The 25,866-nt window shown below is 67.8% G+C and carries 26 protein-coding genes and 2 pseudogenes; 11 read left to right on the forward strand and 17 right to left on the reverse strand.

Annotated features, from left to right (window positions below):
- Position 1 precedes the first annotated feature (1 nt).
- The 5 genes and pseudogenes from FXN61_RS10370 to FXN61_RS10390 all read right to left on the reverse strand — a co-directional run bounded on the left by FXN61_RS10370 (position 2) and on the right by FXN61_RS10390 (position 5,479).
- Positions 2-1,552: an acyl-CoA carboxylase subunit beta gene (locus tag FXN61_RS10370; RefSeq protein WP_167972641.1), complete on the reverse strand. Its 1,551-nt coding sequence runs from the start codon at positions 1,550-1,552 to the stop codon at positions 2-4.
- Positions 1,552-2,664, reverse strand: a complete 1,113-nt coding sequence (locus tag FXN61_RS10375) for an acyl-CoA dehydrogenase family protein (protein ID WP_167972643.1) — start codon at positions 2,662-2,664, stop codon at positions 1,552-1,554. Before FXN61_RS10375 ends, FXN61_RS10370 begins: the two co-directional genes overlap by 1 nt.
- A pseudogene (locus FXN61_RS10380) lies at positions 2,661-4,213 on the reverse strand (acyclic terpene utilization AtuA family protein). The gene FXN61_RS10375 and the pseudogene FXN61_RS10380 overlap by 4 nt, the downstream one beginning before the upstream one ends.
- A gap of 7 nt (positions 4,214-4,220) precedes the next feature.
- The gene (locus FXN61_RS10385) at positions 4,221-4,955 is read right to left on the reverse strand and encodes a TIGR03084 family metal-binding protein (protein WP_167972645.1); all 735 of its coding nucleotides are present in this window, start codon (positions 4,953-4,955) and stop codon (positions 4,221-4,223) included.
- The gene (locus FXN61_RS10390; RefSeq protein ID WP_246291230.1) at positions 4,952-5,479 is read right to left on the reverse strand and encodes a TetR/AcrR family transcriptional regulator; all 528 of its coding nucleotides are present in this window, start codon (positions 5,477-5,479) and stop codon (positions 4,952-4,954) included. Before FXN61_RS10390 ends, FXN61_RS10385 begins: the two co-directional genes overlap by 4 nt.
- 124 nt (positions 5,480-5,603) lie before the next feature.
- On the opposite strand from FXN61_RS10390, the gene FXN61_RS10395 reads away from it, so the two are divergent.
- Complete coding sequence (locus tag FXN61_RS10395) at positions 5,604-6,341, forward strand: putative protein N(5)-glutamine methyltransferase (RefSeq protein WP_167972649.1); 738 nt, start codon at positions 5,604-5,606, stop codon at positions 6,339-6,341.
- 56 nt (positions 6,342-6,397) lie between these two features.
- On the forward strand, positions 6,398-6,742 hold the full coding sequence (locus FXN61_RS10400; protein ID WP_246291222.1) for a nuclear transport factor 2 family protein: 345 nt from the start codon (positions 6,398-6,400) through the stop codon (positions 6,740-6,742).
- 74 nt (positions 6,743-6,816) lie between these two features.
- Here FXN61_RS10400 and FXN61_RS10405 read toward each other — a convergent pair whose 3' ends face one another.
- Positions 6,817-8,811: an intein-containing Rv2578c family radical SAM protein gene (locus tag FXN61_RS10405; RefSeq protein WP_167972653.1), complete on the reverse strand. Its 1,995-nt coding sequence runs from the start codon at positions 8,809-8,811 to the stop codon at positions 6,817-6,819.
- Positions 8,812-8,837: 26 nt separating this feature from the next.
- Here FXN61_RS10405 and pnuC point away from each other — a divergent pair, with 26 nt between their 5' ends.
- Genes pnuC through FXN61_RS10420 form a run of 3 tightly spaced genes read left to right on the forward strand, consistent with a single transcriptional unit; the run spans position 8,838 to position 11,849 of the window.
- Positions 8,838-9,407, forward strand: coding sequence for a nicotinamide riboside transporter PnuC (gene pnuC, locus FXN61_RS10410; RefSeq protein ID WP_312877632.1), 570 nt, complete (start codon positions 8,838-8,840; stop codon positions 9,405-9,407).
- On the forward strand, positions 9,404-10,465 hold the full coding sequence (locus tag FXN61_RS55215; protein WP_167972654.1) for an AAA family ATPase: 1,062 nt from the start codon (positions 9,404-9,406) through the stop codon (positions 10,463-10,465). The genes pnuC and FXN61_RS55215 overlap by 4 nt, the downstream gene beginning before the upstream one ends.
- A 34-nt stretch (positions 10,466-10,499) precedes the next feature.
- Positions 10,500-11,849, forward strand: a complete 1,350-nt coding sequence (locus FXN61_RS10420; protein WP_167972656.1) for a YibE/F family protein — start codon at positions 10,500-10,502, stop codon at positions 11,847-11,849.
- Here the strand turns inward: FXN61_RS10420 and FXN61_RS10425 are convergent.
- Positions 11,770-12,123 carry a DUF1304 domain-containing protein gene (locus tag FXN61_RS10425; protein WP_167972658.1) on the reverse strand — a complete coding sequence of 118 codons (354 nt, stop codon included), beginning with the start codon at positions 12,121-12,123 and terminating at the stop codon, positions 11,770-11,772. The two genes, FXN61_RS10420 and FXN61_RS10425, sit on opposite strands and share 80 nt — an antisense overlap.
- Before the next feature lie 45 nt (positions 12,124-12,168).
- Between FXN61_RS10425 and FXN61_RS51860 the strand changes: the two genes are divergently transcribed.
- Both FXN61_RS51860 and FXN61_RS10430 read left to right on the forward strand, forming a co-directional pair.
- Positions 12,169-12,480, forward strand: a complete 312-nt coding sequence (locus tag FXN61_RS51860; protein ID WP_246291224.1) for a polyamine aminopropyltransferase — start codon at positions 12,169-12,171, stop codon at positions 12,478-12,480.
- A complete protein-coding gene (locus FXN61_RS10430) occupies positions 12,456-13,004 on the forward strand; it encodes a spermidine synthase (protein ID WP_312877634.1) in 549 nt (182 codons plus the stop codon). Before FXN61_RS51860 ends, FXN61_RS10430 begins: the two co-directional genes overlap by 25 nt.
- 7 nt (positions 13,005-13,011) lie before the next feature.
- Here FXN61_RS10430 and FXN61_RS10435 read toward each other — a convergent pair whose 3' ends face one another.
- From FXN61_RS10435 to FXN61_RS10445, 3 genes and pseudogenes are all read right to left on the reverse strand, one after another.
- Complete coding sequence (locus tag FXN61_RS10435; RefSeq protein ID WP_167972660.1) at positions 13,012-13,641, reverse strand: hypothetical protein; 630 nt, start codon at positions 13,639-13,641, stop codon at positions 13,012-13,014.
- 95 nt (positions 13,642-13,736) lie between these two features.
- Positions 13,737-14,986 (reverse strand): annotated as a pseudogene (gene hisS / locus FXN61_RS10440) (histidine--tRNA ligase); the annotation flags it as partial.
- A 5-nt stretch (positions 14,987-14,991) separates the two neighbouring features.
- Entirely contained in the window at positions 14,992-15,687 is a 696-nt protein-coding gene (locus FXN61_RS10445) for an MBL fold metallo-hydrolase (protein WP_167972662.1), read from the reverse strand.
- 114 nt (positions 15,688-15,801) lie between these two features.
- Here FXN61_RS10445 and FXN61_RS10450 point away from each other — a divergent pair, with 114 nt between their 5' ends.
- Positions 15,802-16,656 carry a peptidylprolyl isomerase gene (locus tag FXN61_RS10450; protein ID WP_167972664.1) on the forward strand — a complete coding sequence of 285 codons (855 nt, stop codon included), beginning with the start codon at positions 15,802-15,804 and terminating at the stop codon, positions 16,654-16,656.
- Between the two features lie 115 nt (positions 16,657-16,771).
- Here FXN61_RS10450 and FXN61_RS10455 read toward each other — a convergent pair whose 3' ends face one another.
- The 4 genes from FXN61_RS10455 to FXN61_RS10470 form a co-directional block, all read right to left on the reverse strand.
- Positions 16,772-19,057, reverse strand: a complete 2,286-nt coding sequence (locus FXN61_RS10455; RefSeq protein ID WP_188134898.1) for a RelA/SpoT family protein — start codon at positions 19,055-19,057, stop codon at positions 16,772-16,774.
- Positions 19,058-19,179: 122 nt separating this feature from the next.
- The gene (locus tag FXN61_RS10460) at positions 19,180-19,398 is read right to left on the reverse strand and encodes a DUF397 domain-containing protein (RefSeq protein WP_167972668.1); all 219 of its coding nucleotides are present in this window, start codon (positions 19,396-19,398) and stop codon (positions 19,180-19,182) included.
- Positions 19,373-20,227, reverse strand: a complete 855-nt coding sequence (locus tag FXN61_RS10465) for a helix-turn-helix domain-containing protein (RefSeq protein WP_167972670.1) — start codon at positions 20,225-20,227, stop codon at positions 19,373-19,375. The genes FXN61_RS10460 and FXN61_RS10465 overlap by 26 nt, the downstream gene beginning before the upstream one ends.
- An 81-nt stretch (positions 20,228-20,308) precedes the next feature.
- Entirely contained in the window at positions 20,309-21,529 is a 1,221-nt protein-coding gene (locus tag FXN61_RS10470) for an HNH endonuclease signature motif containing protein (protein ID WP_167972672.1), read from the reverse strand.
- A gap of 272 nt (positions 21,530-21,801) precedes the next feature.
- Between FXN61_RS10470 and FXN61_RS10475 the strand changes: the two genes are divergently transcribed.
- The 3 genes from FXN61_RS10475 (at position 21,802) to FXN61_RS10485 (ending at position 22,798) form a co-directional block, all read left to right on the forward strand.
- Positions 21,802-22,077 (forward strand): hypothetical protein, encoded by a 276-nt coding sequence (locus tag FXN61_RS10475; protein WP_167972674.1) that lies wholly within the window; start codon positions 21,802-21,804, stop codon positions 22,075-22,077.
- Positions 22,078-22,163: 86 nt separating this feature from the next.
- Positions 22,164-22,505, forward strand: a complete 342-nt coding sequence (locus FXN61_RS10480; protein ID WP_167972676.1) for a hypothetical protein — start codon at positions 22,164-22,166, stop codon at positions 22,503-22,505.
- Positions 22,506-22,516: 11 nt separating this feature from the next.
- Entirely contained in the window at positions 22,517-22,798 is a 282-nt protein-coding gene (locus tag FXN61_RS10485; protein ID WP_167972678.1) for a hypothetical protein, read from the forward strand.
- A 49-nt stretch (positions 22,799-22,847) separates the two neighbouring features.
- Here the strand turns inward: FXN61_RS10485 and FXN61_RS10490 are convergent, their stop codons facing one another.
- From FXN61_RS10490 to secD, 3 genes are all read right to left on the reverse strand, one after another.
- Positions 22,848-23,339 carry an adenine phosphoribosyltransferase gene (locus FXN61_RS10490; protein ID WP_188134899.1) on the reverse strand — a complete coding sequence of 164 codons (492 nt, stop codon included), beginning with the start codon at positions 23,337-23,339 and terminating at the stop codon, positions 22,848-22,850.
- A gap of 23 nt (positions 23,340-23,362) precedes the next feature.
- A complete protein-coding gene (gene secF, locus FXN61_RS10495; RefSeq protein WP_167972682.1) occupies positions 23,363-24,517 on the reverse strand; it encodes a protein translocase subunit SecF in 1,155 nt (384 codons plus the stop codon).
- A gap of 1 nt (position 24,518) precedes the next feature.
- Positions 24,519-25,866: protein translocase subunit SecD (gene secD / locus FXN61_RS10500; protein ID WP_167972684.1), on the reverse strand; the 1,348-nt coding region annotated here is incomplete at its 5' end.

Consider the following 25,866-nt stretch of genomic DNA (forward strand, 5'->3'; position numbering starts at 1 on the left):
CTCACATCCGGAAGACGCCGAAGCCGTCGGCGCCTTTGATCGGTCCACTGTGGACAGCGGAGAGACAGAGACCGAGGACGATCCTGGTGTCACGCGGATCGATCACGCCGTCGTCGTAGAGCTTCCCGGACAGGAACGGCGCCAGCGACTGCTCCTCGATCTGCGCCTTGACCATCTTGCGCATGGCGGCGTCGTGCTCCTCGTTGTACTCCTGCCCCTTCGCCGCGGCGGCCTGCCGCCCGACGATCGACAGCACGCCCGCGAGCTGCGCGGGCCCCATCACGGCCGACTTGGCGTTGGGCCAGGTGAACAGGAACCGCGGGTCGTACGCCCTGCCGCACATGCCGTAGTTGCCCGCGCCGTACGAAGCACCCATCGTGATCGTCAGGTGCGGCACCCGGCTGTTCGACACCGCGTTGATCATCATCGAGCCGTGCTTGACGATGCCGCCCTGCTCGTACTGGGCGCCGACCATGTAGCCCGTGGTGTTCTGCAGGAAGACGAGCGGTGTGTCGCTCTGGTTGGCGAGCTGGATGAACTGCGTGGCCTTCTGCGACTCCTCCGAGAACAGCACGCCGCGCGCGTTGGCGAGGATGCCGACCGGGTAGCCGTGGATCCTGGCCCAGCCGGTCACGAGGCTGGTGCCGTACAACGGCTTGAACTCGTCGAACAACGACGCGTCGACGAGCCTCGCGATGACGTCACGCGGGTCGAACGGCACCCGCTGGTCCTCGGAGACGAGGTCGAGGATGCTGTCGGCGTCGAACAGCGGCTCTTCCACCGGCGCGGGCTCTGGTCCCTGCTTCTTCCAGTTCAGCCTGGCGACCACGCGCCTGGCCAGCCGGATCGCGTCGGTCTCGTCCTCCGCCACGAAGTCGGCCAGCCCAGACGTGGCGCCGTGCATCGTCGCGCCGCCCAGCGACTCGTCGTCCGCGTCCTCGCCGGTCGCCATCTTGACCAGCGGTGGACCGCCCAGGAACACCTTCGACCGTTCCTTGATCATGATCACGTAGTCCGACATGCCCGGCACGTACGCACCGCCGGCCGTCGCGTTGCCGAACACCGCCGTGATCGTCGGGATGCCCGCCGCGCTGAGGCGCGTCAGGTCGCGGAACGCCCGGCCGCCGGGGATGAAGATTTCGCTCTGCGTCGGCAGGTCCGCCCCGCCGGACTCGACGAGGCTGACCAGCGGCAACCGGTTCTGCAGCGCGATGTCGTTGGCCCGCAGGGACTTCCGCAGCGTGTACGGGTTCGACGCGCCACCACGCACCGTCGGGTCGTTCGCGACGATCACGCACTCGACGCCTTCGATCCGCCCGATGCCGGTGACGACCGACGCGCCGACCGGGAAGTCCGTGCCCCACGCCGCGAGCGGCGACAGTTCCAGGAACGGGCTGTCCTCGTCGATGAGCAATTCGACCCGTTCGCGGGCCAACAGCTTGCCGCGCCTGTGGTGCCGCTCGACGTACTTCGGCCCACCTCCCGCGAGCGCCTTGGCGTGCTCGGCGTCCAGCTCCGCGATCTTCGCGAGCAGCGCCTCCCTGTTGCCCATCAGGCGAACCCCAATCGTCGTGCCGCGAGCTCGGTCATCACTTCACTCGCCCCGCCCCCGATACCGAGGATGCGGGCGTCCCGGTAGTGACGCTCCACTTCGGACTCCCGCATGTATCCCATGCCACCGTGCAACTGCACCGCCGCGTCGACCACTTCCGAGCAGGCCTCGACAGCCGCGTTCTTCGCGAAGCAGACCTCGGTGACGCAGTCCTCACCGCGGTTGATCCGCGCCGCGACCTCTCGGGTGTAGGTCCGCGCCAGGTCGATCTTCTGCGCCATCGTGGCGAGCTTGTGGCCGACCACCTGGTTCTTGATCAGCGGCTTGCCGAACGTCTCCCGGTTGCGGGTCCACTCCACGGTCAGGTCGAGCGCCCGCTGCGCCGTCGCGTAGGCCTCGACCGCCATCGTGACGCGCTCGACCTGGAACTGCCGCATGATCAGCGCGAAGCCCTGGTTCTCCTCGCCCACCAGGTTCCTCACCGGCACCCGCACGTTGTCGAAGTGCAGTTCCGCGGTGTCGCTGCAGTGCCAGCCCATCTTGTCGAGCTTGCGGCGCGTGAAGCCGTCCTCGATGACGAGCAGCGAGATGCCCTTGTAGCCCTTCTCGCCGGTCCGCACCGCCGTCGTGACGAAGTCCGCCCTGCACCCGGAGGTGATGAACGTCTTCTCACCGTTGACGACGTAGTGATCGCCGTCCCTGGTCGCCGTGGTCCTGATCGCCGCGACGTCGGATCCCGCGCCGGGCTCGGTGACCGCCAGGCTGCCGATCTTCTCGCCCCTGATGGCGGGCTTCGCGAACCGTTCGATCAGGTCCTCGTTCCCCGTCTGCCAGATGTGCGGGATCGCGATGCCGAGCGTGAACAGCGCCGCCATCAACCCCGACGAGCCGCCGGACTGGATGATCTCCTCGGTCAGCGCCACCGAGTCCAGCAGGTCGCCGTGCTCGAACCCGATGCCCAGCAGGTCCAGCTCGGCCGCTTTCTTGTGCAGCTCACGAGGAATCTCGCCGTCCCGCTCCCACTGACCGAGGTGCGGCACGATCTCGTTGCGCGTGAAGTCGCGGACGAGCTGCCTGAGCTCTTTCCGCTCGTACAGATCCTTCGTGATCACAGGAGCTCCTCCGGGATCTCGACTTCCCTGCTGCGCAACCACTCGCCCAGCGCCTTCGCCTGCGGGTCGAACCGCGTGCTGCCCGCCACCCCGTCGCCGAGCAGTCCGTGCAGCACGAAGTTGAGCGCCTTGAGGTTCGGCAGCTCGTACCTGCTGACCTCTCGCGCCTCCGGCAGCAGCTCTTTGAGCTTCTCGGTCGTCAGGAAGCCGTTGAGCCACTCGTAGGCTTGTTCTGTGCGAACCCACACGCCGAGGTTCGCGTCGCCGCCCTTGTCCCCGCTGCGCGCTCCGGCGATCGTTCCCAACGGCCTCTTCACAGCAGCACCGCCTTGGCGCTGACCTCGTCGCGGTTCACATACGCCGCCCTGTAGACCCCGAACGGCGTCCCGTCACCGGGAGGCGCCGTCACGTGGAACCCGGGATAGCTCGCCAGCGCCAGCTCGATCGCCGCCCTGCTGAACCCCTTGGCCCGCCGGGGATCCGCCGTCTTGATCGTCACGTGCAGCAGCGCGCTCGCCTGCTCCTCGGTGTCCGCGTCGCTCTGGTCGGTCCGCGCGAGCGTCCACGTCAGCCCTTCGTCACCGATGGCGTCGTGGAGCTGCCGCTTGACCAGCTCGGCTTTGGCGTCCACGTCCAGTCCGGTGAGGACGAACGTCGTGGCGTTCCTGAAGCCGCCCAACGTGTTCAGGCACACCTTGAGCGTGTCCGGCGGCAGGCTGCCCCTGGTCCCGCTGATCCTGACGCCTCTTTGATGCTCTTCAAGCCTGATCGTGTCGAAGTGCGTCGTGACGTCCGGCCCCAGGTACTCCGGCGCCCCGATCTCGTACAACAGCTGTGCCGTAACGGTGTCCGTGGTCACCGCCCCGCCGGTACCGTCGTGCTTGGTGATCAGGCACGACCCGTCCTCGTCGATCTCCGCGATCGGAAACCCCGGCCTGGTCGCGTCGATCTCGGTGAAGAACGAGTAGTTCCCGCCGGTCGCCTGCGTTCCGCACTCCAGCACGTGCCCGGCGACCGTGGCTCCTGCCAGCCGGTCCCAGTCCGTGCGGGCCCAGCCGAAGTGCGCCGCGGCCGGCCCGACCACGAGACTCGCGTCCGTGACCCGCCCGGTGACCACGACCTGCGCGCCCTGGTTCAGGCACTCCGCGATCTCCCACGCGCCCAGGTAGGCGTTGGCCGTCAACGCCTCCGGGAACCGGCCCTTGAGATCGTCACCCGTGACGTACCCGACCTTGGCGTCGAGCTTGCGCGCCAGCCCTTCCGGATTGAGCCCGCCCGCGTTGGTCACGATCTTGACGCCCTTGTCAAGCGCCAGGGCCAGGCAATCCTCCATCTGCCGGAGAAAAGTCTTGGCGTACCCGAGGCTGGAGTCCTTCATCCGATCCCGGCCCAGGATCAGCATGGTCAGCTCGGCGAGGTAGTCGCCCGTCAGCACGTCGAGGTGCCCGCCTTCGAGCTGCTCACGCATGGCGGACAACCGATCGCCGTAGAACCCGGACGCGTTGCCGATCCTGATCACCGCCGGCCTCCCGCTTCGCCGTGCTCGCATCCCCGCATCACCGGCCACCTCCCGGCGGCCCCGCAAAGGCTTGCGCGATCGGCACCCACTGCTCGGCCACCTCGCCGGTGGCCTCGATCGCCAGCTCCCCGCGGTTTCGCCGCTGCGTCACCAGCCACGCGAAGTCCAGCGCAGGCCCGGAAACCCGGTTCTCCGCGTCCTGCGGCCCCCACGTCCACAGCTCCCCGCCCGGCCCGGTCAGCTCGACCCGGACCTCGGCCTGCGGCACCGGCAACCCGTTGAGCAGGAACGCGAATCCCATCGTCCGCACACCGAGGTGGCACACGTGTTTGATCCGCGCCGTCGGCTCCCGCACCACGCCGAGCGCGTCCGCGACGTCCTGGCCGTGCGCCCAGGTCTCCATGATCCGCGCGGTGGCCATCGACGCCGGGCTCATCGGCGGCCCGAACCACACGATCTTCCCGGAGGCCCGCGCCAGGTGCTCCCGCAGCGCCGCCCGGCTGTCCCGCCACAGCTCCAGCAGGTCCGGCAACGCCGCCGCCTCGGCCGCGGTCTTGTCGACGATGTTCGCCGTCAGCGGTTGCGCCTGGAACGCCTCGGGATCCGTGATGGCGAGGATCGCCGCCTTGTCCGTCCACATGAGATGGCCGATCTGGTGCCCGATCGTCCACCCCTCGGCGGGCGTGGGCAGCGACCAGTCCTCAGCACCGGAGACCATCGCGTCGAGCTCCCGCGACTCCGCGTCGAGGTCGGCCAGCAGTTCTGTGATCACAGCTGCTCCTCCAGCATCCTCGCCCAGTAGCGCACGACGTGCGCGCGGCGTTTGCCGTCGTCCGCGAGCTGGTTGGCGAGAGCCAGCCCGCGCACCAGGTCCAGGGTCGCCTGCACGGCGTCCCTCACGCCCGGCAAGCTGTCGTCGACGTCGAGCAGCTCCAGCGCCAGCCCGTAAACCTCACGCCCCAGCCGCGCCTGCAGCTCCAGCACCTGCTCGCGCAGTTCCGGGTCCGTGCGCGCCGCGACCCACAGCTCCAAGGCCGCGGTGAACAGGTCGCTGGCGTGAAAGTCCGCGATCAGCTCCACCACGGCATGCGTGCTCTTCTCCGCGATCTGCGCCCGCCGCTTGAGCACCTCGACGCTCTCCGCGCCCACGTGCTCCACCGCCGCGGCCACCAGTTCGCCACGCGTCCGGAAGTGGTGCAGCTGCGCACCCCGCGACACGCCCGCTCGCTCGGCCACCTCGGTGGTCGTGGTGCCTGACCAGCCACGTTCCACCAGGCACTCGACCGTCGCCTCCATCAGCTTCCGCTTGGTCTCGCGGGTGCGGTCGGCCTGCCGCTGCCTCGTCTCCACACCTCGAGTGTTCCGCCCCACAAACAAACAGTCAAGCCTGCTTGTAAATGCCGATGTAGCGTCCGGAGTGATGAGCATCGTTGATCAACTCAGGGCCGCCGGCTGCGTGTTCGCCGAGGAAGAGGCCGGCCTCCTCCAGGAAGCCGCCATCGACGAACGGCACCTCGAAGAGCTGGTGACGCAGCGCGTGAGCGGGCTGCCGCTGGAGCACGTCGTGGGCTGGGCCGAGTTCTGCGGGCAGCGGATCGTGATCGCCAAAGGTGTGTTCGTGCCGCGTCACCGCACCGAGCTCCTGGTCGACCTCGCGACCGAGCTGAAGCCCGAGGTCGCGGTCGACATGTGCTGCGGATCCGGCGCGGTGGGCGCGGTGCTGCAGCGCAGGCTGCCGAACGCCACGGTGTACGCGGCCGACATCGACCCCGTGGCTGTGGCGTGCGCGCGGAAGAACCTCGCGAACGTGTTCGAGGGCGACCTGTTCGCCCCGCTGCCCACGCACCTGCGAGGTCAGATCGACGTCGTGGTCGCCAACGTGCCGTACGTGCCCACCGACGACATCCAGTTCATGCCGACCGAAGCACGCGACTACGAGGCACGCGTCGCACTGGACGGCGGCACGGACGGACTCGAAGTCATGCGGCGCGTGGCGGTGCAGGCGGCGGACTGGTTGCGACCGGGCGGCCACCTGCTGAGCGAGACCAGCGCCCGGCAGGCGCCCTGGGCACTCGAGGCCTTCGCCAGAGCCGGACTCGTCGCCAAGCTCGTGAGCAGCGAAGACACCACCGCGGTCAGCGGCCACCTGCCCGCGTAGACGCCTTGCCGACATTCAACTCGACGACGCGCGCCCGACTCCGTACAATGTACGGTATGTCGTACGACGAGGTCATGCAGTGGTTCGCGCAATGGGACGAGCTCGCGGTCGCGGGTGAGGTCGAGAAGATGGCCGACATGGCGCTGTTTCCGATCAACACGGTCACCGACGGCTCGGCGACGTCGTGGGACCGGGAGCGGTTCATCAAGGAGATGGGCGCGCAGCTCGGCGGTGACGTGCAGATGGAGTCCACCAGGACGCCGCACTTCATCAACGACAACCTGGTCTTCGTGATCACCGACGGGACGATCAACGGGATGACCGTGCGCTACGGCGACCTTCTGGTGAAGGTCGGCGGCGGGTGGAAGTTCCAGACGATGGTCCAGGGCGGCTGGGCCTAGCCCTGCGACAAGAGGCGGCGAAGGACACCCTGGGGAAGAGGGTGCCTACCGCGCAGAATCTCAAAAGAAGAATCTCAAAGCAGGGTGAGCTGTTCCTGGTCCACGCGCGGAGCCGGCACACCGACCGGCAGGCTGCCATCGGGCCACACGCCGTCGTCGTCACCGGGCACACCGGTGACGGCGTCGGTGGAACGCCCGCGCGGTGCCAGTCCGTGCTTCTCGATCAGCGGAACCACCCGCGCCGTCAGCCGCGCGCGATACCGCTTGTCCACATAGGACCCCGCTCCGTAGAGATACCGGTACGTCTCAATGAGATCCGGATGCTCACGGCGGAGCCACGCAGCGAACCACTCCCGAGCGCCAGGACGCAGGTGCAACGGCAGCACGGTCACGCCCGTGGCGCCGGCGGCCGCGATCTGCTCCAGCAGAAAGTCCAGCTGCTCAACGGAATCCGTCAGCTCGGGCAACACAGGAGCCACGAACACCCCGCACGGCAACCCGGCCTCCCGCACCTTCCGCACCAGGTCCAGCCGAGCAGCCGGCGTCGGCGTGCCAGGTTCCAGCGACCTGTGCAGATCACGGTCCATCAACGCCAGCGACACCGCGATTCCCACCGGCACCACCTCGGCCGCGGCGGACAGCAGCGGCAGATCGCGCGCCAGCAGTGTGCCCTTCGTCAGGATCGAGAAGGGCGTGCGGGAGGCGGTCAGCGCCTCGATGATCCCTGGCATCAAGGCGTACCGCCCCTCCGCCCGCTGGTACGGATCCGTGTTGGTGCCCAGCGCCACGTGCTTCTGCTTCCACTTGGGGGAACGCAGCTGACGCGACAGCACCTCCCCCGCGTTGACCTTGACGATGAGCTGGCTGTCGAAGTCGCGGCCGGAGTCGAGATCCAGGTACGTGTGGGTCTTGCGCGCGAAGCAGTTGTGGGACACCACGCCGTTCGCGATGAAGTCACCGGTACCGGTCGTGATGTCGTACAGCGTCATCTCCGAGAGCGGCTCAACGGAGACGACGCCCAACGGCTGCTGGGACTTGATCGCCACGCCGTCGATGTCGCGCTTGCGCGTGATCGCCGGGTCGACGGTGTGGAAGAAGCGCAGGTTCTCCCGCAGCCCGCCGCGCAGCCGCACGACGCGCACACCGCGGCGCCGCCGAAGCTCCTCGATCGCGAAGTCGAAGTCGAAGTGCTTCAAGGCGATGCAGATCGCTTCGAGCACGGTGGCGTTGCGCGTCGACATGCGCAGGATGCTGCGCGAGCAGGTCCCGAGGTAGTCGAACGCGCCGGCCAGGAAACCCTTGAGCCAGTCGGGGTTCGGGGCTATCTGCCAGTGCGCGAGCTCGCGCACTTGGTGCAGAAATCCCCTCCCTTCTCGCACACCGAAGTAGTCGAGATACTCCTGTGTGCGGTCCATGGCCTCTATGTCGGCCAAGGGGATGTGGAACTCGCTCCCGTCGTCCACCATGCCGCGCAGGTAGCCGCGGCGGTAGTCGTCGGTCACGGTGGGCTGCTCGACGAAAGCCCCCGTGCCCATCAGCTTGTTGCCGGTCGTGAGGTGCGGACGGCGGCCCGTGCCGGCGGTGTCACCGGTCACGTGCTTCCAGCCGCGGTCGGTCAGGAAGCGGTGATCACCGGACGCGACCACCGACGTGCCGTCCTCCAGCGTCAGCCGGTACGCGACCTTGCGCGTTTCCCATTGCGCCAGAACGGTGGTGAGCTTGTAGCGCCGGTAGTTGCCGACGAGCTCAGTGCCGTAGATCTCGTCGCCTTCCCGCAGCTCGGACAACGGCTTGGTGCGGCCGTTGGCCATGAGGATCGGGGTGTCACCGGCCATGCAGTAGGTGCAGGCGTGTGAGCAGCCCCGATACGGGTTCACGGTCCAGGAGAAGGGCAGCGACGAACCCGGTACCCCGTTGAGCACGGATTTGGCGCGGACCTCGTGGAACACCACGTCCGCGAACTCAGGAGTTCGTACGCTGCGCACCAGTCCCGGTAGCCCCGGTAGCGCCTGCTGCGGCTCTGCCTCGAGTTTCTGTCCGTCCCATCGCACACACCGATTCGAACACATGTTCGAACGGCGGTCAAGGAGCGCACGTGTCACCCGTTGAGGTTGCAGGCTTCATCACCGGCGCACTGTGCGTGTGGCTCGTCGCCCGGCAAAACCCCTGGAACTGGCCCATCGGGATCGCCAACAACGTCGCGTTCTTCGTGCTGTTCTGGGGCAGCGGCCTGTACGCGGACTCCGGACTGCAGATCGTCTACGTCGTGCTCGCGGTCTACGGCTGGTGGGCGTGGCTGCGCGGCGGCGAGCAGCACACGACGCTGCACGTCAGCCGCACGACGACGCAGCAGTGGATCTGGCTCGCGGTCGCCGGCGTGCTCGGAACCGGGCTGCTGCACTGGATCCTGGTGACTTTCACCGAGTCGACCGTCCCGTTCTGGGACGCGATCACGACCGTGCTGTCACTGCTCGCGACGTGGGGCCAAGCCCGCAAGAAGATCGAGTGCTGGTGGCTGTGGATCGCCGCCGACGTGATCTACGTGCCGCTCTACGCGTACAAGGAGCTGTATCTGACAGCGGTGTTGTACGTGGGGTTCATGGTGCTGTGCGTGATCGGGCTGCGCAGCTGGATCAAGGACATCAAGGACGAGGCGCGGGTGTGAAGGAGTTCGAACACGCACTGGTGCTCGGCAAGTTCTACCCACCTCACAACGGGCACCACCACCTCATCGAGACAGCCGCCGCACGCAGCGAACGCACCACCGTCACCGTGCTCGCGGCTTCGACGGAGTCCATCCCGCTCGAACACCGGGTGCGCTGGCTGACCGAGACCCACAGAACGACGCCGGGCGTGCGCATCATCGGGGACCTGGACGACCACCCGATGGACTTCGACTCCGACGAGATCTGGAGCCTGCACGTCGAACTGACCAAGGCAGTGCTGGCGAGGCGCGCGATCGCCGACGGAGAACCCCGCAAAGCAAAGGTCGACGTCGTGTTCTCCAGCGAGAAGTACGGCGACGAACTGGCACGACGGCTTGGCGCGCAGCACGTGCTCGTCGACCTCGACCGCCTCACGCACCCCGTCTCGGGAACGGCGATGAGGACCGACCCCATCGCGAACTGGCACCACCTCGCGCCGGCGACCCAGCGCGGGCTGGGGTGGAAGGTCGTGGTCGTCGGTGCCGAGAGCACCGGCACCACCACCCTCTCCCGGCAGCTCGCGGACCACTTCCAGGCGCCGTGGATCCCCGAGTACGGCCGCGAACACACCGAGCACAAGCTCCAGGCGGCCAGGACCTTCAGCTCAGATGCCACTGTGAACAGTCTGGTGTGGACGCTGGGCGACTTCGAAGACGTGGCGCACGAACAGGAACGCCGCATCCAGGCCGAAACCGCGCCACTGGTGATCGCGGACAACGACGCGTTCGCCGCGACGGTCTGGGGAGAGCGCTACCTCGGTTTCCGCCCAAACCTCTTCCTCGGCACCGAACCGGACCTCTACCTGCTGACCGACCACGTCGGCGTTCCGTTCGAACAGGACGGCTGGCGTGACGGAGAACACCTGCGGGAGTGGATGACCGGCCTGTTCGAACGTGAGCTGACCAGGCGTGGCGTGCCGTGGCTCAAGGTGACGGAGGACAGGTTCGCGACTGCCATAACGGCCGTCGCACAACTCATGAGGCAGGATGTCACGCGTGGGTCACGGTCACGGGCATAGCCACGCACAACCAGCAGAACCCGCTTCGCAGCGCGTGCGCACGTTGCTGATGTGGCTGCTGGTGCCGTTGGCATTGGCCACGATCGTCGGCGCGGCGCTGCTCTACCCGTTCGGGCACGAGCAGAAGACCGGCGCGGACGTCGGGCTGCACCAGAGACCGGTCCAGGCGGTTGTCACCGGCGTGCAGGAGAACTGCGGCGAGAAGTGCATCGCGGTCAGCGTGCGGATGACCGACGGCGACGCGAGCGGCCAGAGCATCACCATCCCGAGCCCGCTCGGCCCAGGAGCACCGCGCTTCCAGATCGGCGACGAGGTGGTGCTGTCCTATTCGGGCAGTCAGCCGCAGGCCGCCGAGTCGTACCAGATCGTCGACTTCCAGCGCGGCTGGTCGCTCGTCGTGCTGGCGCTGCTGTTCGCGGCCGCCGTGCTGCTGCTCGGACGATGGCAGGGCCTCGCGGCGCTGGGCGCGTTGCTGCTGAGCTTCGTGGTGCTGGTGCTGTTCGTCATGCCGTCGATCCTGGCCGGCGAGAACCCCCTGCTCGTGGCGGTGGCCGGCGCCGGGCTGATCATGTTCGTGGTGCTGTACCTGACGCACGGCCTGTCCGCGAGAACGTCGACAGCCGTGCTCGGGACGTTGGTCAGCCTCGCGCTGATCGGCGTGCTCGGGGCGTTGTTCTCGGTGGCGTCCAAGCTGACCGGGCTCGACGAGGACACGATCAACCTCGTCACCGTGCTCGGTACCGACATCGACACGCGCGGACTGCTGCTCGCGGGCACGCTCATCGGCGCGTTGGGTGTCCTCGACGACGTGACGGTCACGCAGACCAGCGCGGTGTGGGAGCTGCGCCGCGCCAACGACAAGCTGACGTGGCGCGAGCTCTTCGCGGCGGGCTCGCGGATCGGGCGCGACCACATGTCGTCCGTGGTGAACACGCTCGTGATGGCTTACGCCGGTGCGGCGCTGCCGTTGCTGCTGGCGATCTCGCTGGCCGGGCGGTCGATGGGCGAGATCCTGACCGCGCAGCAGATCGCGCAGGAGATCGTGCGCACACTGGTCGGCAGCATCGGACTGGTCGCCGCGGTGCCGGTGACGACGGCGCTGGCCGCACTTGTCGCCGTACGCCAAGAGGTCGCCCCCGCCTCCGCCGCAGAGCCTTCGGAACCCGAACCGGAACCCGAGCCTGAGCCTGAGCAGAAGACCGTGAAGCGCGCGAAGCCAGAGAGTCCGGACCAGCCGCGGCGGGCCAGGATCGAGGGCGACCTCTTCATCGGCTACGACCCCGACAAGGGGCCGTGGGAGCGTCCTAGCCGGCCAAGAGCACGAAGAGCAGCGCCAGCGAGCCAGGCACCACCTGCACGAAGAAGATCTTCCGGCTCGCCGTGAACGTGCCGTAGATGCCTGCGACGATCACGAACACCGTGAAGAGCACGGACGCGCCGAAGTCCTGGCGGATCAACGCGTAGATCAGGCCTGCCGCGAGGAAGCCGTTGTACAGACCCTGGTTCGCGGCGAGAGCCTTCGATGCCTCCGCGAACTCCGGCGTGAGGCCGAACGCCTTCTGACCGCGCGGTGTCGTCCAGAGGAACATCTCCAGCACCACGATGTAGAGGTGAATCAGCGCCACGAGGGCGATCAGGATGTTGGCGATAACCTGCACTTGGGTCCTCCTCGGTACTGACACGCCCGGTGAGACAATAGAGCAGTGGGAAGACAGCGGCCCGACACAGAGGCGATCACCGAGTCGATCGACTCCGGCGTCGCCGAACTGGTTCCCGACCTCGGTGGACGGAACTCGTGGACGTTGCGGGTCAACGGAACCCCACAGTCGCATGTGGACCTGGACGACCCGGCCTATCTGGAGTTCGAGTACGTCCGCCGACTGGGTCACATCGTCGATCTCACCGCGCCTTCGCGTGTCCTCCACCTCGGTGGTGGCGCTCTCACGCTAGCGCGCTACGTCTCGGTCCTCCTGCCTCGGGCGCTCAGCAGGTGGCCGAGATCGACGCCGGGTTGATCGCGTTCATCCGCCGCGAGCTCCCTCCGCCCCCTCGGGTGAAGATCACCACCGGTGACGCACGTGCCGTGCTCGTGAAGGCACGCCCCGGCTCGTTCGACCTGATCGTCTCGGACTGCTTCGCCGGGGCACGCACGCCGGCGCACCTGACGTCGGTCGAGTATGTGCGGCAGGCGTCCGCGGCGCTGGCTGAGGACGGGATCTACGCGGCGAACATCGGGGACGGGAACGGGCTGCAGTTCGCCCGTGCCCAGTGCGCGACCGTGCGCGCGGTGTTCGAACACGTCTGCGTGCTCGCCGAACCAGGGGTGTTCCGTGGCCGGCGGTTCGGGAACTTCGTGATCTTCGCGTCGCACAACGGGCTGCCGCTGCAGCAGCTGACCCGCGCCACGTCCGGGGACCCGTTCCCCGGACGCGTCGAGCACGGCACGGGGCTGACGAAGTTCATCGGTGGTGCACCGGTCACCACCGATGTGACAGCGATCCTCTCCCCCGAGCCGCCGTCCGGCCTCTGGGGCACGTGACGCCGGCTCAGTCCAGCGAGGTCACGAACTTCGACACGGCGTCCGGATGGAGCTTCTGCGCCATGCGGCCCGCCGGTGCCAGCGACCCGAGCCGGTACAGCGGGCGATCCGCCGCCGCCAGTCCCCGCGCCTCGGCCCGCAGCTGAGCCACGAGCAGCTCCGAGAACACCAGGCCAGGCGTGTCACCACGGGCCGCGAGGGCGTCGGCGAGCCGGCGCAGCTGGTAGATGCCCAGCTCACGGCCGCCGGTGCCCGCGTACATCGACAGGGCGACGTTGATCGCCTTCTTGCCGCCGCGCACGAACAGCCCGACGGTCCTGGCGCCGCGCAGGTCGGTGACCAGCAGGTCCAGGGCGTCGGCGGTGGCCAGGTCGACCTTGCGCGTGCCGAACGCGCGGACGAAGACGGACGTGCCCTCCAGCCACACCGTGCGGCGGGCCTCGGACATCGCCAGCAAGATCACCGGCAGGGACACGATCAGGAACGCGATGATGCCGCCCCAGCGGCCGCCGAAGAATCCGATGATCGCGCCGAAGGCCAGGGCGACCATGAGGCCGCCGATCGCCACCATCCGCGCGCGCTTGCGGACCGTCGTCTTGTCCAGCAGATCGAGAGGGAGCTTGTCGTCGGAGCTCACGAGGTCTCTCGCACCGCCTCGGCCACTGCGCCGCCCACGTCCGATGCCAGCGCCTCGGCACCACCCGGCACATCGGCCACGAGGTCGCGCGCGTCAGGCCTCAGGGACTTGCGCACCGCTTCGACCACGTCAGCGAGCGCCACCGACACCTGCGCACCCGTGGCGAGGGTCTTCAAGCCGATGTTGCCGGCCTCGAGGTCGCGCTCGCCGAGCACGAGAGCGAGCTTCGCGCCGGACTTGTCGGCGGCCTTGAAGCCCGCCTTCATCGACCGGCCGCCGTAGACGAGGTCCGTCCGCACGCCGGCGGCACGCAGCTCACCGGCGATCGCGACCAGACGGGCCCGCGCGGCCTCGCCAGCGGCACGCCGATCACGTCGACCCGGCTGAACTCCGGCAGCACGCCCTCGGCCTGGGCCGCGAGCAGCGCACGGTCGACACCGAGGCCGTAACCGACGCCGGAGAGCTCCTGGCCGCCGAGCTGGGCCATCAGGCCGTCGTAGCGACCGCCGCCGCCGATGCCCGACTGGGCGCCGAGGCCGTCGTGGACGAACTCGAACGTCGTCTTCGTGTAGTAGTCGAGGCCGCGGACCATGCGCGGATTCTCGACGAACTTCACGCCCAGCTCAGTCAAGTACGCCTTGACGAGCTCGTAGTGCGCGCGGCAGTCGTCGCACAGGTGGTCCACCATCAGCGGCGCCTCGGCGACGAGCTCGCGCACCTCGGGGCGCTTGTCGTCGAGCACCCGCAGCGGGTTCAGCTCGGCGCGCTGGCGGGTCGGTTCGTCGAGCGGCAGCTTCGCGAGGAACGCCTGCAGCAACGCGCGGTAGGCGGGACGGCAGTTCGCGTCGCCCAGCGAGGTGATCTCCAGGCGGTAGCCGGTCAGGCCCAGCGCGCGGAACCCGGCGTCACCGACCGCGATGACCTCGGCGTCGAGCGCGGGGTCGTCGATGCCGATCGCCTCGATGCCGACCTGGTGGAACTGACGGTACCGGCCGGCCTGCGGCGCCTCGGCGCGGAAGAACTGACCCGCGTAGAAGAGCTTCACCGGCAACGAGCCGCGGTCGAGGCTGTGCTCGATCACGGCCCGCATCACGCCCGCGGTGCCCTCCGGGCGCAGCGTGATGGAACGGTCGCCGCGGTCGAGGAAGGAGTACATCTCCTTCGACACGACGTCGGTGGACTCGCCGACACCGCGCGCGAACAGCGCCGTGTCCTCGAAGACCGGCAGCTCGACGTAGCCGTAGCCGGCGAGCTCGGCGGCACGGGTCAGCGTCGACCGAACGTGCAGAAACGCGGCGGAAGTCGGCGGGATGTAGTCGGGAACGCCTTTGGGTGCGGAAAACACGTCTCTCAGAGTCCTCGGTGCGGGGCGGCCGGAGCGTCCTGCAGCTGAAGCAGGTAGGGGTTCGTCGCACGCTCGCGGCCAATGGTCGTCGTCGGGCCGTGGCCGGGCAGCACCACCGTGTCGTCGGGCAAGGTCATGACCTTGTTCTGCAGAGACGACAACATGCGCGAGTGGTCACCGCCAGGCAGGTCGGTGCGTCCGATGGAACCGGCGAAGAGCGTGTCACCCGAGATCACCAGGCGACCCCCTTCCTGCGCGCCGGAGCGGAACATCACCGACCCGCCGGTATGGCCCGGCGTGTGGTCGACGGTGATCTTCAGCCCGGCGAGGTCGAGATCGGCTCCGTCGGTCAGTTCACGGACCTCGGAGGGCTCGCGCATCTCGAGGTTGCCGCCGAAGAACGCGGCCGACTCGCGGCTGATGCCCTTGAGCGGGTCGGCGAGCATCTCGACGTCGTCCGGGTGGATGTACGCGGGGATGTCGTTGCCGTCGCAGACGGGGGTGACGGAGAACGTGTGGTCGAAGTGCCCGTGCGTGAGCAGCACGGCGACCGGTGCGAGCCGGTGCTTGCGCAACGCCTGCTCGATCGGCTCGACCGCGTCCTGACCGGGATCGATGATCACGCAGGGCTCGCCCTCACCGGCTGCCAGGACGAAGCAGTTCGCCTGGAGCGCACCGGTGGGGAACCCGATCACGAGCACGAAAATGACCTCCCTGTTCAACGACAGCCTAACCACCACACAAAGCTCATATGCCCAGGCCCTAGACTGCCCAGCCGACCGCCCTATTCGCATGAGTCCCTGGGGAGGGAGCACGTGCCCACCAACGAGCAGCGACGCGCGGCAGCCAAGCGCAAGCTTGAGCGTCAGATGGTGTACCGCCAGGAGCGGGCCAAGAAGCGTCGTATCATCGCCGTCGTCTCGACGGTAGTCGTTGTTGCGCTCGTCGGAGGTGGTGTGTGGTTCCTCGCGACTCACGACTTCGGCAACGGTGACGCCGCCGCCTCGGAGACTCCCAAGCAGGAGGCCGTGGACAAGGCGGAGAAGATCCCCACCGAGATGCACCAGATTCCGAAGCGCCCGCAGGCGTTGCCGGAGAAGGTGAACTGTGAATACACCAAGGGCCAGGAGCCGGCGGCCAAGGAGAACACGCCGCCCGCGAACGGCGAGCAGTCCGCCACCGGCACGGTCGGCGTCACGCTCGGCACCTCGATCGGCGACCTGAAGTTCAACCTGGACCGCTCGCTCGCGCCCTGCACGGTGAACAACTTCGTGAACCTGGCGAAGCAGAAGTACTTCGACAACACCACCTGCCACCGCCTCGTGGTGACCGGCATCCAGGTCCTGCAGTGCGGCGACCCCGGCGGCAACGGCATGGGCGGCCCCGGCTACTCGTTCAAGGACGAGGTCTACCCGGAGCTGACCTACGGCCGCGGTGTGCTCGCCATGGCGAACTCGGGCCCGGACACCAACGGCTCGCAGTTCTTCATCGTCTACGGCGACGGCGCGAACCTGCAGCCGAAGTACACGATCTTCGGCACGGTCGACGGTGAGTCGCTGAAGAAGATCGACGAGGTCGCGAAGACCGGAACGATCTCGCAGCAGCCCGGTCAGGGTGACGGCAAGCCCAAGACGCCGGTCGACATCAAGTCGGCGCTGGTCGCGAACTAACCCAGCCCGAACTGACACAGCACAGCGAAACAGCCCCCGGGACGACTGCTCCGGGGGCTGTTTTGGTGTCTGCAAGTACCACCAACAGCGAGTTGGTAGTACTTGCAGACGTCGGTTACGAAGCCGAGGTCACGCGGTAGACGTCGTAGACGCCCTCCACGCTGCGCACGGCCTTGAGCACGTGGCCCAGGTGCTTCGGGTCGCCCATCTCGAACGAGAACCGGCTGACGGCCACGCGGTCCCGCGACGTCGTCACCGACGCCGACAGGATGTTCACGCGCTCGTCGGCCAGCACCTTCGTGACGTCCGACAGCAGCCGGTGCCGGTCGAGCGCCTCGACCTGGATGGCGACCAGGAAGACGCTGGAGGCCGACGGAGCCCACTCGACGTCGAGGAGGCGTTCCGGCGACTTCAGCAGCTCGTCCGCGTTCGTGCAGTCGGTGCGGTGCACGGACACGCCGCCGCCCCGCGTAACGAAGCCGAGGATGTCGTCGCCAGGCACCGGAGTGCAGCAGCGGGCGAGCTTGACCCACACGTCCCCCGCGTCCTTGACGATCACGCCCGCGTCGCCGGTGGGGCGGCGCCTCGTGACCGTGGACGGGGTGGCGCGGTCGGCCAGCTCCTCCTCGGCGTGGTCCACGCCGCCGAGCTGGGCCACGAGGCGTTGCACGACGTGACGGGCCGAGGTGTGTCCCTCGCCGACCGCCGCGTACAGCGCGCTCATGTCCGGGTAGTGCAGCTCCTTCGCCAGTGCCTGCATCGAGTCGACGCTGACCAGGCGCTGGATCGGCAGCCCGACGCGCCGGACCTCCTTGGTGATCGCGTCCTTGCCCTGCTCGATCGCCTCTTCCTTGCGCTCCTTGGCGAACCACTGCTTGATCTTCGCTTTGGCGCGCGGTGACGCGACGAAGCTCAACCAGTCGCGGGACGGGCCCGCGCCCTCCGCCTTGGAAGTGAAGATCTCGACGACCTCGCCGTTCTCGAGCTTGCGTTCGAGAGCGACCAGACGACCGTTCACGCGTGCGCCGATGCAGCGGTGACCGACCTCGGTGTGCACGGAGTAGGCGAAGTCGACCGGCGTGGAGCCCGTCGGCAACGTCTCGACGTCACCCTTCGGCGTGAACACGAAGATCTCGCGCGCGGCGAGGTCCCAGCGCAGGCCCTCCAGGAACTCACCGGGGTCCGCGGCTTCCCGCTGCCAGTCGAGGAGCTGGCGCATCCACGCCATCTCGTCGATCTCGACGGACTTGCCGTTGTGCGTGCCCTTGGTCTCCTTGTAGCGCCAGTGCGCCGCGATGCCGTACTCGGCCCGCTGGTGCATCTCCTGCGTGCGGATCTGCACCTCGAGAGGCTTGCCGTCCGGACCGATCACGGTCGTGTGCAGCGACTGGTAGACGCCGAACCGCGGCTGCGCGATGTAGTCCTTGAACCGGCCGGGCATCGGCTGCCAGGCCGCGTGGACGACACCCATGGCCGCGTAGCAGTCGCGCACCTCGTCGACCAGGATCCGCACACCCACCAGATCGTGGATGTCGTCGAAGTCCCTGCCGCGGACGATCATCTTCTGGTTGATCGAGTAGTAGTGCTTCGGCCGGCCCTCGACCTTCGCGACGATCCGCGCACTCTCCAGCTGACCGTTCAGCTCCTCGACGACGGTCCGCAGGTACGTGTCACGACTCGGCGCGCGCTTCGCGACCAGGCGCACGATCTCGTCGTACTTCTTCGGCTGCAGGATCGCGAACGCGAGGTCCTCCAGCTCCCACTTGACGGTCGCCATGCCCAGGCGGTGGGCCAGCGGCGCGAGCACTTCGAGCGTTTCGCGGGCCTTGCGGGCCTGCTTCTCCGGCGGCAGGAACCGCATGGTGCGCATGTTGTGCAGCCGGTCGGCGAGCTTGATGACCAGGACCCGCGGGTCCTTCGCCATCGCGATGACCATCTTGCGGATGGTCTCGGCCTCGGCCGCTGCCCCCAGCTTGACCTTGTCGAGCTTCGTGACGCCGTCGACGAGACGAGCAACTTCCTCGCCGAAGTCGTCCTTCAGCTGCCCCAGTGAGTAATCGGTGTCTTCCACGGTGTCGTGCAGCAGCGCGGCCACCAGCGTCGTGGTGTCCATGCCCAGCTCGGCGAGGATCGTCGACACGGCGAGCGGGTGCGTGATGTACGGATCGCCGGACTTGCGGCGCTGCGGGCGGTGCTTCTCCTCGGCGACGTCGTATGCGTGCTGCAGAAGCGCCAGATCGGCCTTGGGATGGAGGTCACGGTGCACGGCGGCGAGAGGTTCGAGGACCTGCTTCACCGGGGCCGCACGTTGGGCGGTGATGCGCCGCGCAAGGCGGGCGCGCACACGCCGGGTAGCCGACGGTTGAACAACCGTCGCAGCGGGTTCGGTGTCTTGACTCAACCCCACGCTCCTCGGGTCTCGCGAGTACCGAGGATAACGCGTTTACGCTGACGAAACTTCCGATGGCGCGCTGAGCGGCACAGCTCACACGGTGAACGCCGACCGAACTTTTGCTGGGCCGATCAGGCGACGCTCTCCACGAACGCCCGCCAGGCGCCGATCGAGAAGGCCAGGACGTCACGGCCAGTGGCCTTCGAGTCACGCACAAGCGCCACAGGGACGGGCATGAACGCGGCATGGGCGGCCGAGCGGGCGGTAGCCGGGAGCGACACCTCAACGCACGCGCTTTCGATCGTGTCGTTGCTGTAGGAGCTCTTACGCCAGTTCCGCTCGTGGCTCATCGAGGTCCTTTCGGAGTCCGCTGACGTAGTTCGCCAGCAAGCTCCGCGATTGTCCCTCATCCAAGGCGCAGGCATCCAACCACTTGAAGAACTCCCGACTGTCCCTGATGGCGCCGCCGTCATGGGCGAACACCTGGCCCAGAGCGTTCTCGCTGTAGGCAACGGGCGTGTGCTTCTCGAAGCTGAAGAGCATGCGGGCCGATTGCCTGACAGGAGCAGCACCAGCCGACATCGGCACGATCCGCAGGATGTGCGTGTTGAAGAGGAGGCGCAGGTACTGCTCCTCCATGAGCCGATCATCGCCGACCCTGAGCTGCAAGGCGAGTTCGTGCACGTAGAAGAGACACTCCGGAGGATTGTGGCGCCTCAGGACCGCCTGCCGTTCGGTGCGCAGCCGAACACCTTTGTCGATGTCTTCAGGCGCTACTCGGCCGCCGTCGATGAACAGTGCTCGTGCGTACTGCGGGGTCTGGATGAGCCCCGGGATCGTGTGCACGTCATAGGTCGTGATCTTCTTGGCTTTCGCCTCAGCCCCGGCGAGCGTGCGGATGTTGTCCGGCACGAGCACCACATATGGGTCGAAGGCGTAGCGGTAGCGCTCGCGGAAGGCCTCGAAGAAGTTGCTGTCGCGGCCGCAGGTCATCAGGTACTGCACGAGGTCGATCTCGCTCGCGCGCGCCTTGCCGTTCTCGATGTTCGAGACCTTGCTCGGGTCCCAGCCGAGTTGTTCGGCGAAGGCGAAGCCCGTCAGCCTCGTGTGCTTCTCGCGGAGCCGGCGCAGTTCGTCGCCCAGGTCACGGCTGTAGGCGGTGGAGGTGATCGCGGTCATTCGTCCGACGGTAGGCATTGACCCTCCTCCACGAACCAGCTCATTCGGGTGAAAACGGCTGCTCGCAGCCCTGGTGTGACGTCAAGCGGTGAGGCGGTGGCCGGGGTGGGTCGTGGTGTTGGTTCTGGGGGTGCGGGCAGGGTCGAGCCAGGCGGGCGGGATGAACGTCGGGGTGCCATTGAGGAGCCTTACCTCCCATTCGCTTTGGTGGATCAACGTGTGGTGGTGGCGGCACAGCAGGGCCGCGTTCTCCACCGAGGTCTCGCCGCCTTGCGACCAGAACCTCACGTGGTGGGCGTCGCAGTGCTTCGGCGGGCGGTCGCAGCCGGGGAAGGAGCAGCCCTGGTCTCTGGCCACCAGGAGGCGGCGGATCGACGCCGGGAAGGTTCTGGTCTTGCGGCCGATGTTCGTCTGCTCGGAGCGGCCGCCCAGGACCACCGGGATGACTCCGGCGTTGCAGGCCAGGCGGCGCACCAGCGTGGCCGGGATGCGGTCGCGGTTGTCCAGGGTGGCGAAGCCGGTCTGCTCGGCCAGGTCCTGGTAGGCCATCGTGAGGGTCAGGGTGACCGGCTCGCCGCCGTGTTCGGGCAGGCGGTCGGCACGCAGCACGAGGTCGATCAGGTCGGCGAAGGCGTCGCCTTCCCGCTCGGCACGTGAGCGCGGGTCCGGACCTTCCTCCGCCGTGGTGGGGCGGGGCTTGGCCAGTGGGTCGATCATCGCCTCGAACTTCGCGCCGGTGACCTTGTCCAGCCTGGCCGACACCTCCAGCTGGTCGCCCTTCCACTCCATTCGCAGGCGGTTGAGCGGTGGCTGCGGGTCGGCCTCGACGGGTTCCGCGTCCTGCTGGTAGAGCCGGTACGCCAGCTCCTTGCCGAACGCGCGCACCGCGCTGGGCTCGTGCTCCCTGGCGAACTCGACCACCGGCTGTTCAGCCTCGGGCGGCAGGGCCTTCATCACCTCGGCCACCGCGGAGATGTGCTCACCGGAGAGCACGCCCTCCGTCACCGCGGCGGCGGTGGCCGGCAGTTCCGGCTCCAGCACCGCCCCGGACGGCGTGAGCTTGCGGGAGACCAGCTCCGCCCGCGCGACCCACTGCCGTGCCGTCTTCAGGTCCCACCGGACAGCATGGCGCAACACGTGCGCCACATTCTTGTATCCCAACTCGGACGCGGCTCCACGCCGCTCCAATTCGGCGATCTTCTGCATCACCACATTCTCAAGAACGCGAATTTCCATCACGTCACCGACGACTGCACTCAGCAGTTCGTCGGTGGACAGAAGACGGAAGTCTCGTTCGCTCATGCGTTCGACACTACCGCAAGATCACGACGTAAACGCACGTCAGCCGCCACACGTTCGGGTGAAGCGGCTCGACAAGGTGCATAGGGTTCGTTAGTGCACAACTCTCTAGACGCAACACAACCACTAACAACCACGCACGCAACTAAACGCGGCGCACGCACAAGAACCACGCACCGCAAAATGGACCACGGAAATGCGGTCCGGCACGCGCCAGGCGAAGGAGTGCATGTGCCGCGTCGGCGCAGCCGCACACGCCTGAGAGACTCGCCGGCGTGAGGACACTCTTCTGGTGCGCCGCCATGACCCTCGTCTGGCTCGGCACGATGGCGTACCTCGCTCTCGACGACCCGAACCACATCGACTCGAGGTCGATCATCGGCTCGACGGTGGGCTGGGTCGTCGCGACCACGCTGAGCTGGCTGGTGCTGCGCCGCGCCACAGCGCCGAAGCTGTGGGAGATCGCGGTCGTGACGGCGCCGGCGTCCCTCGTGACATTGGTCTTCGTCAGCGTCGGCGCCGCTTTCGTCGCCCCACCGCCCCTGACCTGAGGATTTGGGCCGTGATCACAGTGACACGGCGGCCACGCGGCTGACATGCTTGCTCACTCGAAGTGAACGAGGTCTGGGGGGACCGCATGTTTCCTGCTCCGCCACCGTCGGCACAGTCCGTCAACAGAGGGACGCCTTTCACGCACTGCGCGGCGGGTGCCTCGATCTGGTTCGTCGCGCTCGTCACCGTCTACGTCGTCGCAGGGGTGAGAACCGGCGCCGGTCTGGGACAACTGGGCATCGCGCTGGCGATCGGCGCGGTGTTGTGGGCGCCGACGACGGTCATCACCTGGCTGATGCTGATGAAGGTCAGGCTGCAGCCGTGGGTGCTGATCTTCGTCACGCTGCCGGTCTACCTGGTGGTGTGGATGCTCGTCAGCGGCATCATGGGCGCGCTGGGCAACGTGTTCCGGCTTCTGGTGACCTGAGAAGCTGGCTCATGCATTCACATCGGCCGATCTGGCACTGCCTGGCATTCGCGGGCATCTGGTACGCCGCGATCGTCCTGCTCAACCTGGTGACCAACGGCGGCGGCGAGGCTGTCCGCGCGGCGACGCTCGGGGTGGTGCCCTGGCTCGGCGCCTCAGCGGCGTTGACGCGGGTCGGGCACGGCGGCATGAAGGCGTGGCGGCTGATCCTGCTGGGGCTGCCGATCTTCTACTTCCTGTGGGCGATCACCGTCGTCGTCGCCTACCGGTTCGTCGTGCCGATCACGAGCTGACATGCGAAAGGACCGGCAACGAGCGTTGCCGGTCCTTTCGCGCAAGTCCTCAGACGGCCAGCAGCGCGCTGACCTCGCGGCCCGCCAGGCGTGAACGCCCGCCCAGCGCGGCGATCTCCAGCACCACGGACACACCCGTCACGATGCCGCCGGCCCGCTCGACGAGCGTGCACGCGGCTTCGGCGGTGCCACCGGTGGCCAGAACGTCGTCAACGACCACGACGCGCTGTCCGGGCTGGATGGCGTCCGCGGGGAGCTCCAGGGAGGCCTCCCCGTACTCGAGCGCGTACGACACCGAGTCGGCGACGACGGGGAGCTTGCCCGGCTTGCGCAACGGCACGACGCCGTAGCGCCAGCCGTAGCCCAGAGCAGCACCCAGGAGGAAGCCGCGCGACTCGATGGCGGCGATCACCTGGGTGCTGTCGTCGATCTTGTCCTGCAAGGCGTCGACCATGGCGCGCAAGGCGTCCGGGTCGGCGAGGACGGGCGTGAGGTCCCGGAAGACGACCCCCGGCCGGGGGAAGTCGGGAACCTCACGCATCAGTCCCAGAGCACGATCCAATTTCAACGCTGGCGCTTTCCGGTCGGGCGGCGACGGGCGTCGCCGGCCTTGGCGGTGCGGTGAGGCACCGACGCGGCGGCGGCGAGCGCCTCTTCCTTGCGCAGGTCGGCGGAGAGCGCTTCCTCGTCCACCGACTCGATGCCCTCGGCGACCTGAGGACCGGAGGCCTTGGCGCGGCGGGCGGCCACGCGCTTGGCCTGCGAGATGTACTTCGGGTCGCGCATCTTCAGGTCCACCAGCACCGGCGTGGCGATGAAGATCGAGGACAGGGCGCCGATGAACATGCCGACGAGCTGCACGAGCGCCAGGTCCTGGAGCGTGCCGACGCCCAGGATGCCGACGCCGACGACCAGCAGGCCGATGACCGGCAGAAGCGCGATCAGCGACGTGTTGATCGAGCGCATGAGGGTCTGGTTCAGCGCCAGGTTCGCCGCCTCGCCGTACGTGCGGCGCGTCAGGCCCAGCAGGCCTCGGGTGTTCTCCTTGACCTTGTCGAACACGACGACCGTGTCGTACAGGGAGAAACCGAGGATCGTGAGCAGACCGATCACCGTCGCTGGCGTCACCTCGAACCCGACGAGCGAGTACACGCCCGCGGTGATGATGACGTCGTGGAAGACGGCGACGAGCGCGCCGACGGCCATCTGCCACTCGAAGTAGAACACCAGGAACAACGTCACGACGACGAAGAACCAGAACAGCGCCCACAGCGCCTTGCCGCTGATCTCACCACCCCAGGAGGCGGAGACGGCGCTGTCCGAGATCGCTCCCTGGCCGCCGCGCGGGTTGGTGTCCTGCGCGAGCGTGGTCTTGAGGGTCGCGACCTCCTGGATGCTCAGCGCGGGCGACTTGATCTGGATCGACGCGCTGTCACCGGTGCCGACGGCCTGCACGGCGGTCGGCTTCTTGCCGGGCAGGGCCTTGCCGTACGCGTCCTCGACGGCGCCCGTCGAGATCGCCTGGCCGCTCTGCGACACCGACGGCATCGAGATCTTCGTGCCGCCCTTGAAGTCGATGCCGAGGTTGAAGCCGCCGAACACCATCGAGCCGATGCAGACCAACAGGATGATGCTCGACGTGATGTACCAGCGGATGCGCTTGCCGACGATGTCGAAAGCGCCGTTGCCGACATAAAGGCGCGTGAACACGTTGCCCATGTCAGGCCTCCTTCACGGCAGCGGACTTGCCGGACGCGCCGGCGCGGTGGGACGCACCCTCGCGCAGGGCGCCGCCCAGACCGGACAGCTTCGGGTTGGACAGGAACTTGGACTTCGAGGCCATCGCGACGAGCGGGTGCGTCACGAGGAACACGACCACGAGGTCGAGGACCGTCGACATGCCCAGGGTGAACGCGAAGCCCTTCACCTGGCCGACCGCGATGACGTACAACACGGCGGCGGCGATGAAGCTGACCGCGTCCGCGGAGAGGATCGTGCGGCGGGAGCGGACCCACGCACGCGGCACGGCCGAACGGAACGTACGACCCTCACGCACTTCGTCCTTCAAGCGTTCGAAGAAGACGATGAACGAGTCGGCGGTGATACCGATGGCGACGATGAAACCGGCGATACCGGCCAGGTCGAGCGTGAACCCGATCCAGCGGCCCAGCAGCACCAGCACGCCGAAGACGATCACACCGGACAGGCCGAGCGACAGGATCGTCATGATGCCCAGGAGCCGGTAGTAGAACATGCAGTAGACGAAGACCAGCGCGAGGCCGATGCCGCCGGCGATCAGGCCGGCCTTGAGCGACTGCAGGCCGAGCGTCGGGGAGACCGTCTGCGCCTCGGAAGCGTCGAAGGACAGCGGCAGCGCGCCGTACTTCAGGGTGTTCGCGAGGTTCTGGGCCTCCTTCAGCGTGAACTTGCCGCTGATCTCGGTGGAGCCGCCCTCGATGGCCGACTGGATGGTCGGCGCGGACATGACCTCACCGTCGAGCACGACCGCGACGGCCTGCTGGACGTTGGCGGAGGTGAACTTGGCCCACTTGCTGCCGCCGTCGGACTTGAAGTCGAGGTTGACGACGTAGCCGGTGCCGTTCGGGTTGCTGTTGGCAACGGCGTTGTTGATGTCCTCACCGGTGAGGCGGGAGTAGTTCGTGTAGTCGTCCGGCTTGGTCTGGGTGTCCTCCTTGGGAGGAACGACCGGAGCCAGCGTGTACTTGAACTCGCCCTTCTCGTCACAGGTGACGAGCGGCTTGTCCAGGTCGTCGTTGCCGCGCAGCGGGTCGGGCTGCGAGCAGTCGAGCATGAGAGCGGCCTGCTGCAGGAGCTGCGGGTCCGTGCTCTGGCGGAGGGCCTTGGCCTCCTGGATCTCCTTCGCGACCTTCGGGTCGACGTTGGAGGGAGCGGACGGCGTGCTCGTCGGAGCGTTGGAGGACGGAGCGGTGCTGTTGCTCGGCGGCGTGCTGACGCTGCGCGGCCAGGTTCGGAGCCGGGCGGCCTGAGGGCGTTGCTCGACGACGGGTTGCCCGCGCGTCTGCTCGGCGGCGGCGTGCTGCGCGCGC

The sequence above is a fragment of the Lentzea indica genome (assembly GCF_012184385.1).
Taxonomy (GTDB): Bacteria; Actinomycetota; Actinomycetes; order Mycobacteriales; family Pseudonocardiaceae; genus Lentzea; species Lentzea indica.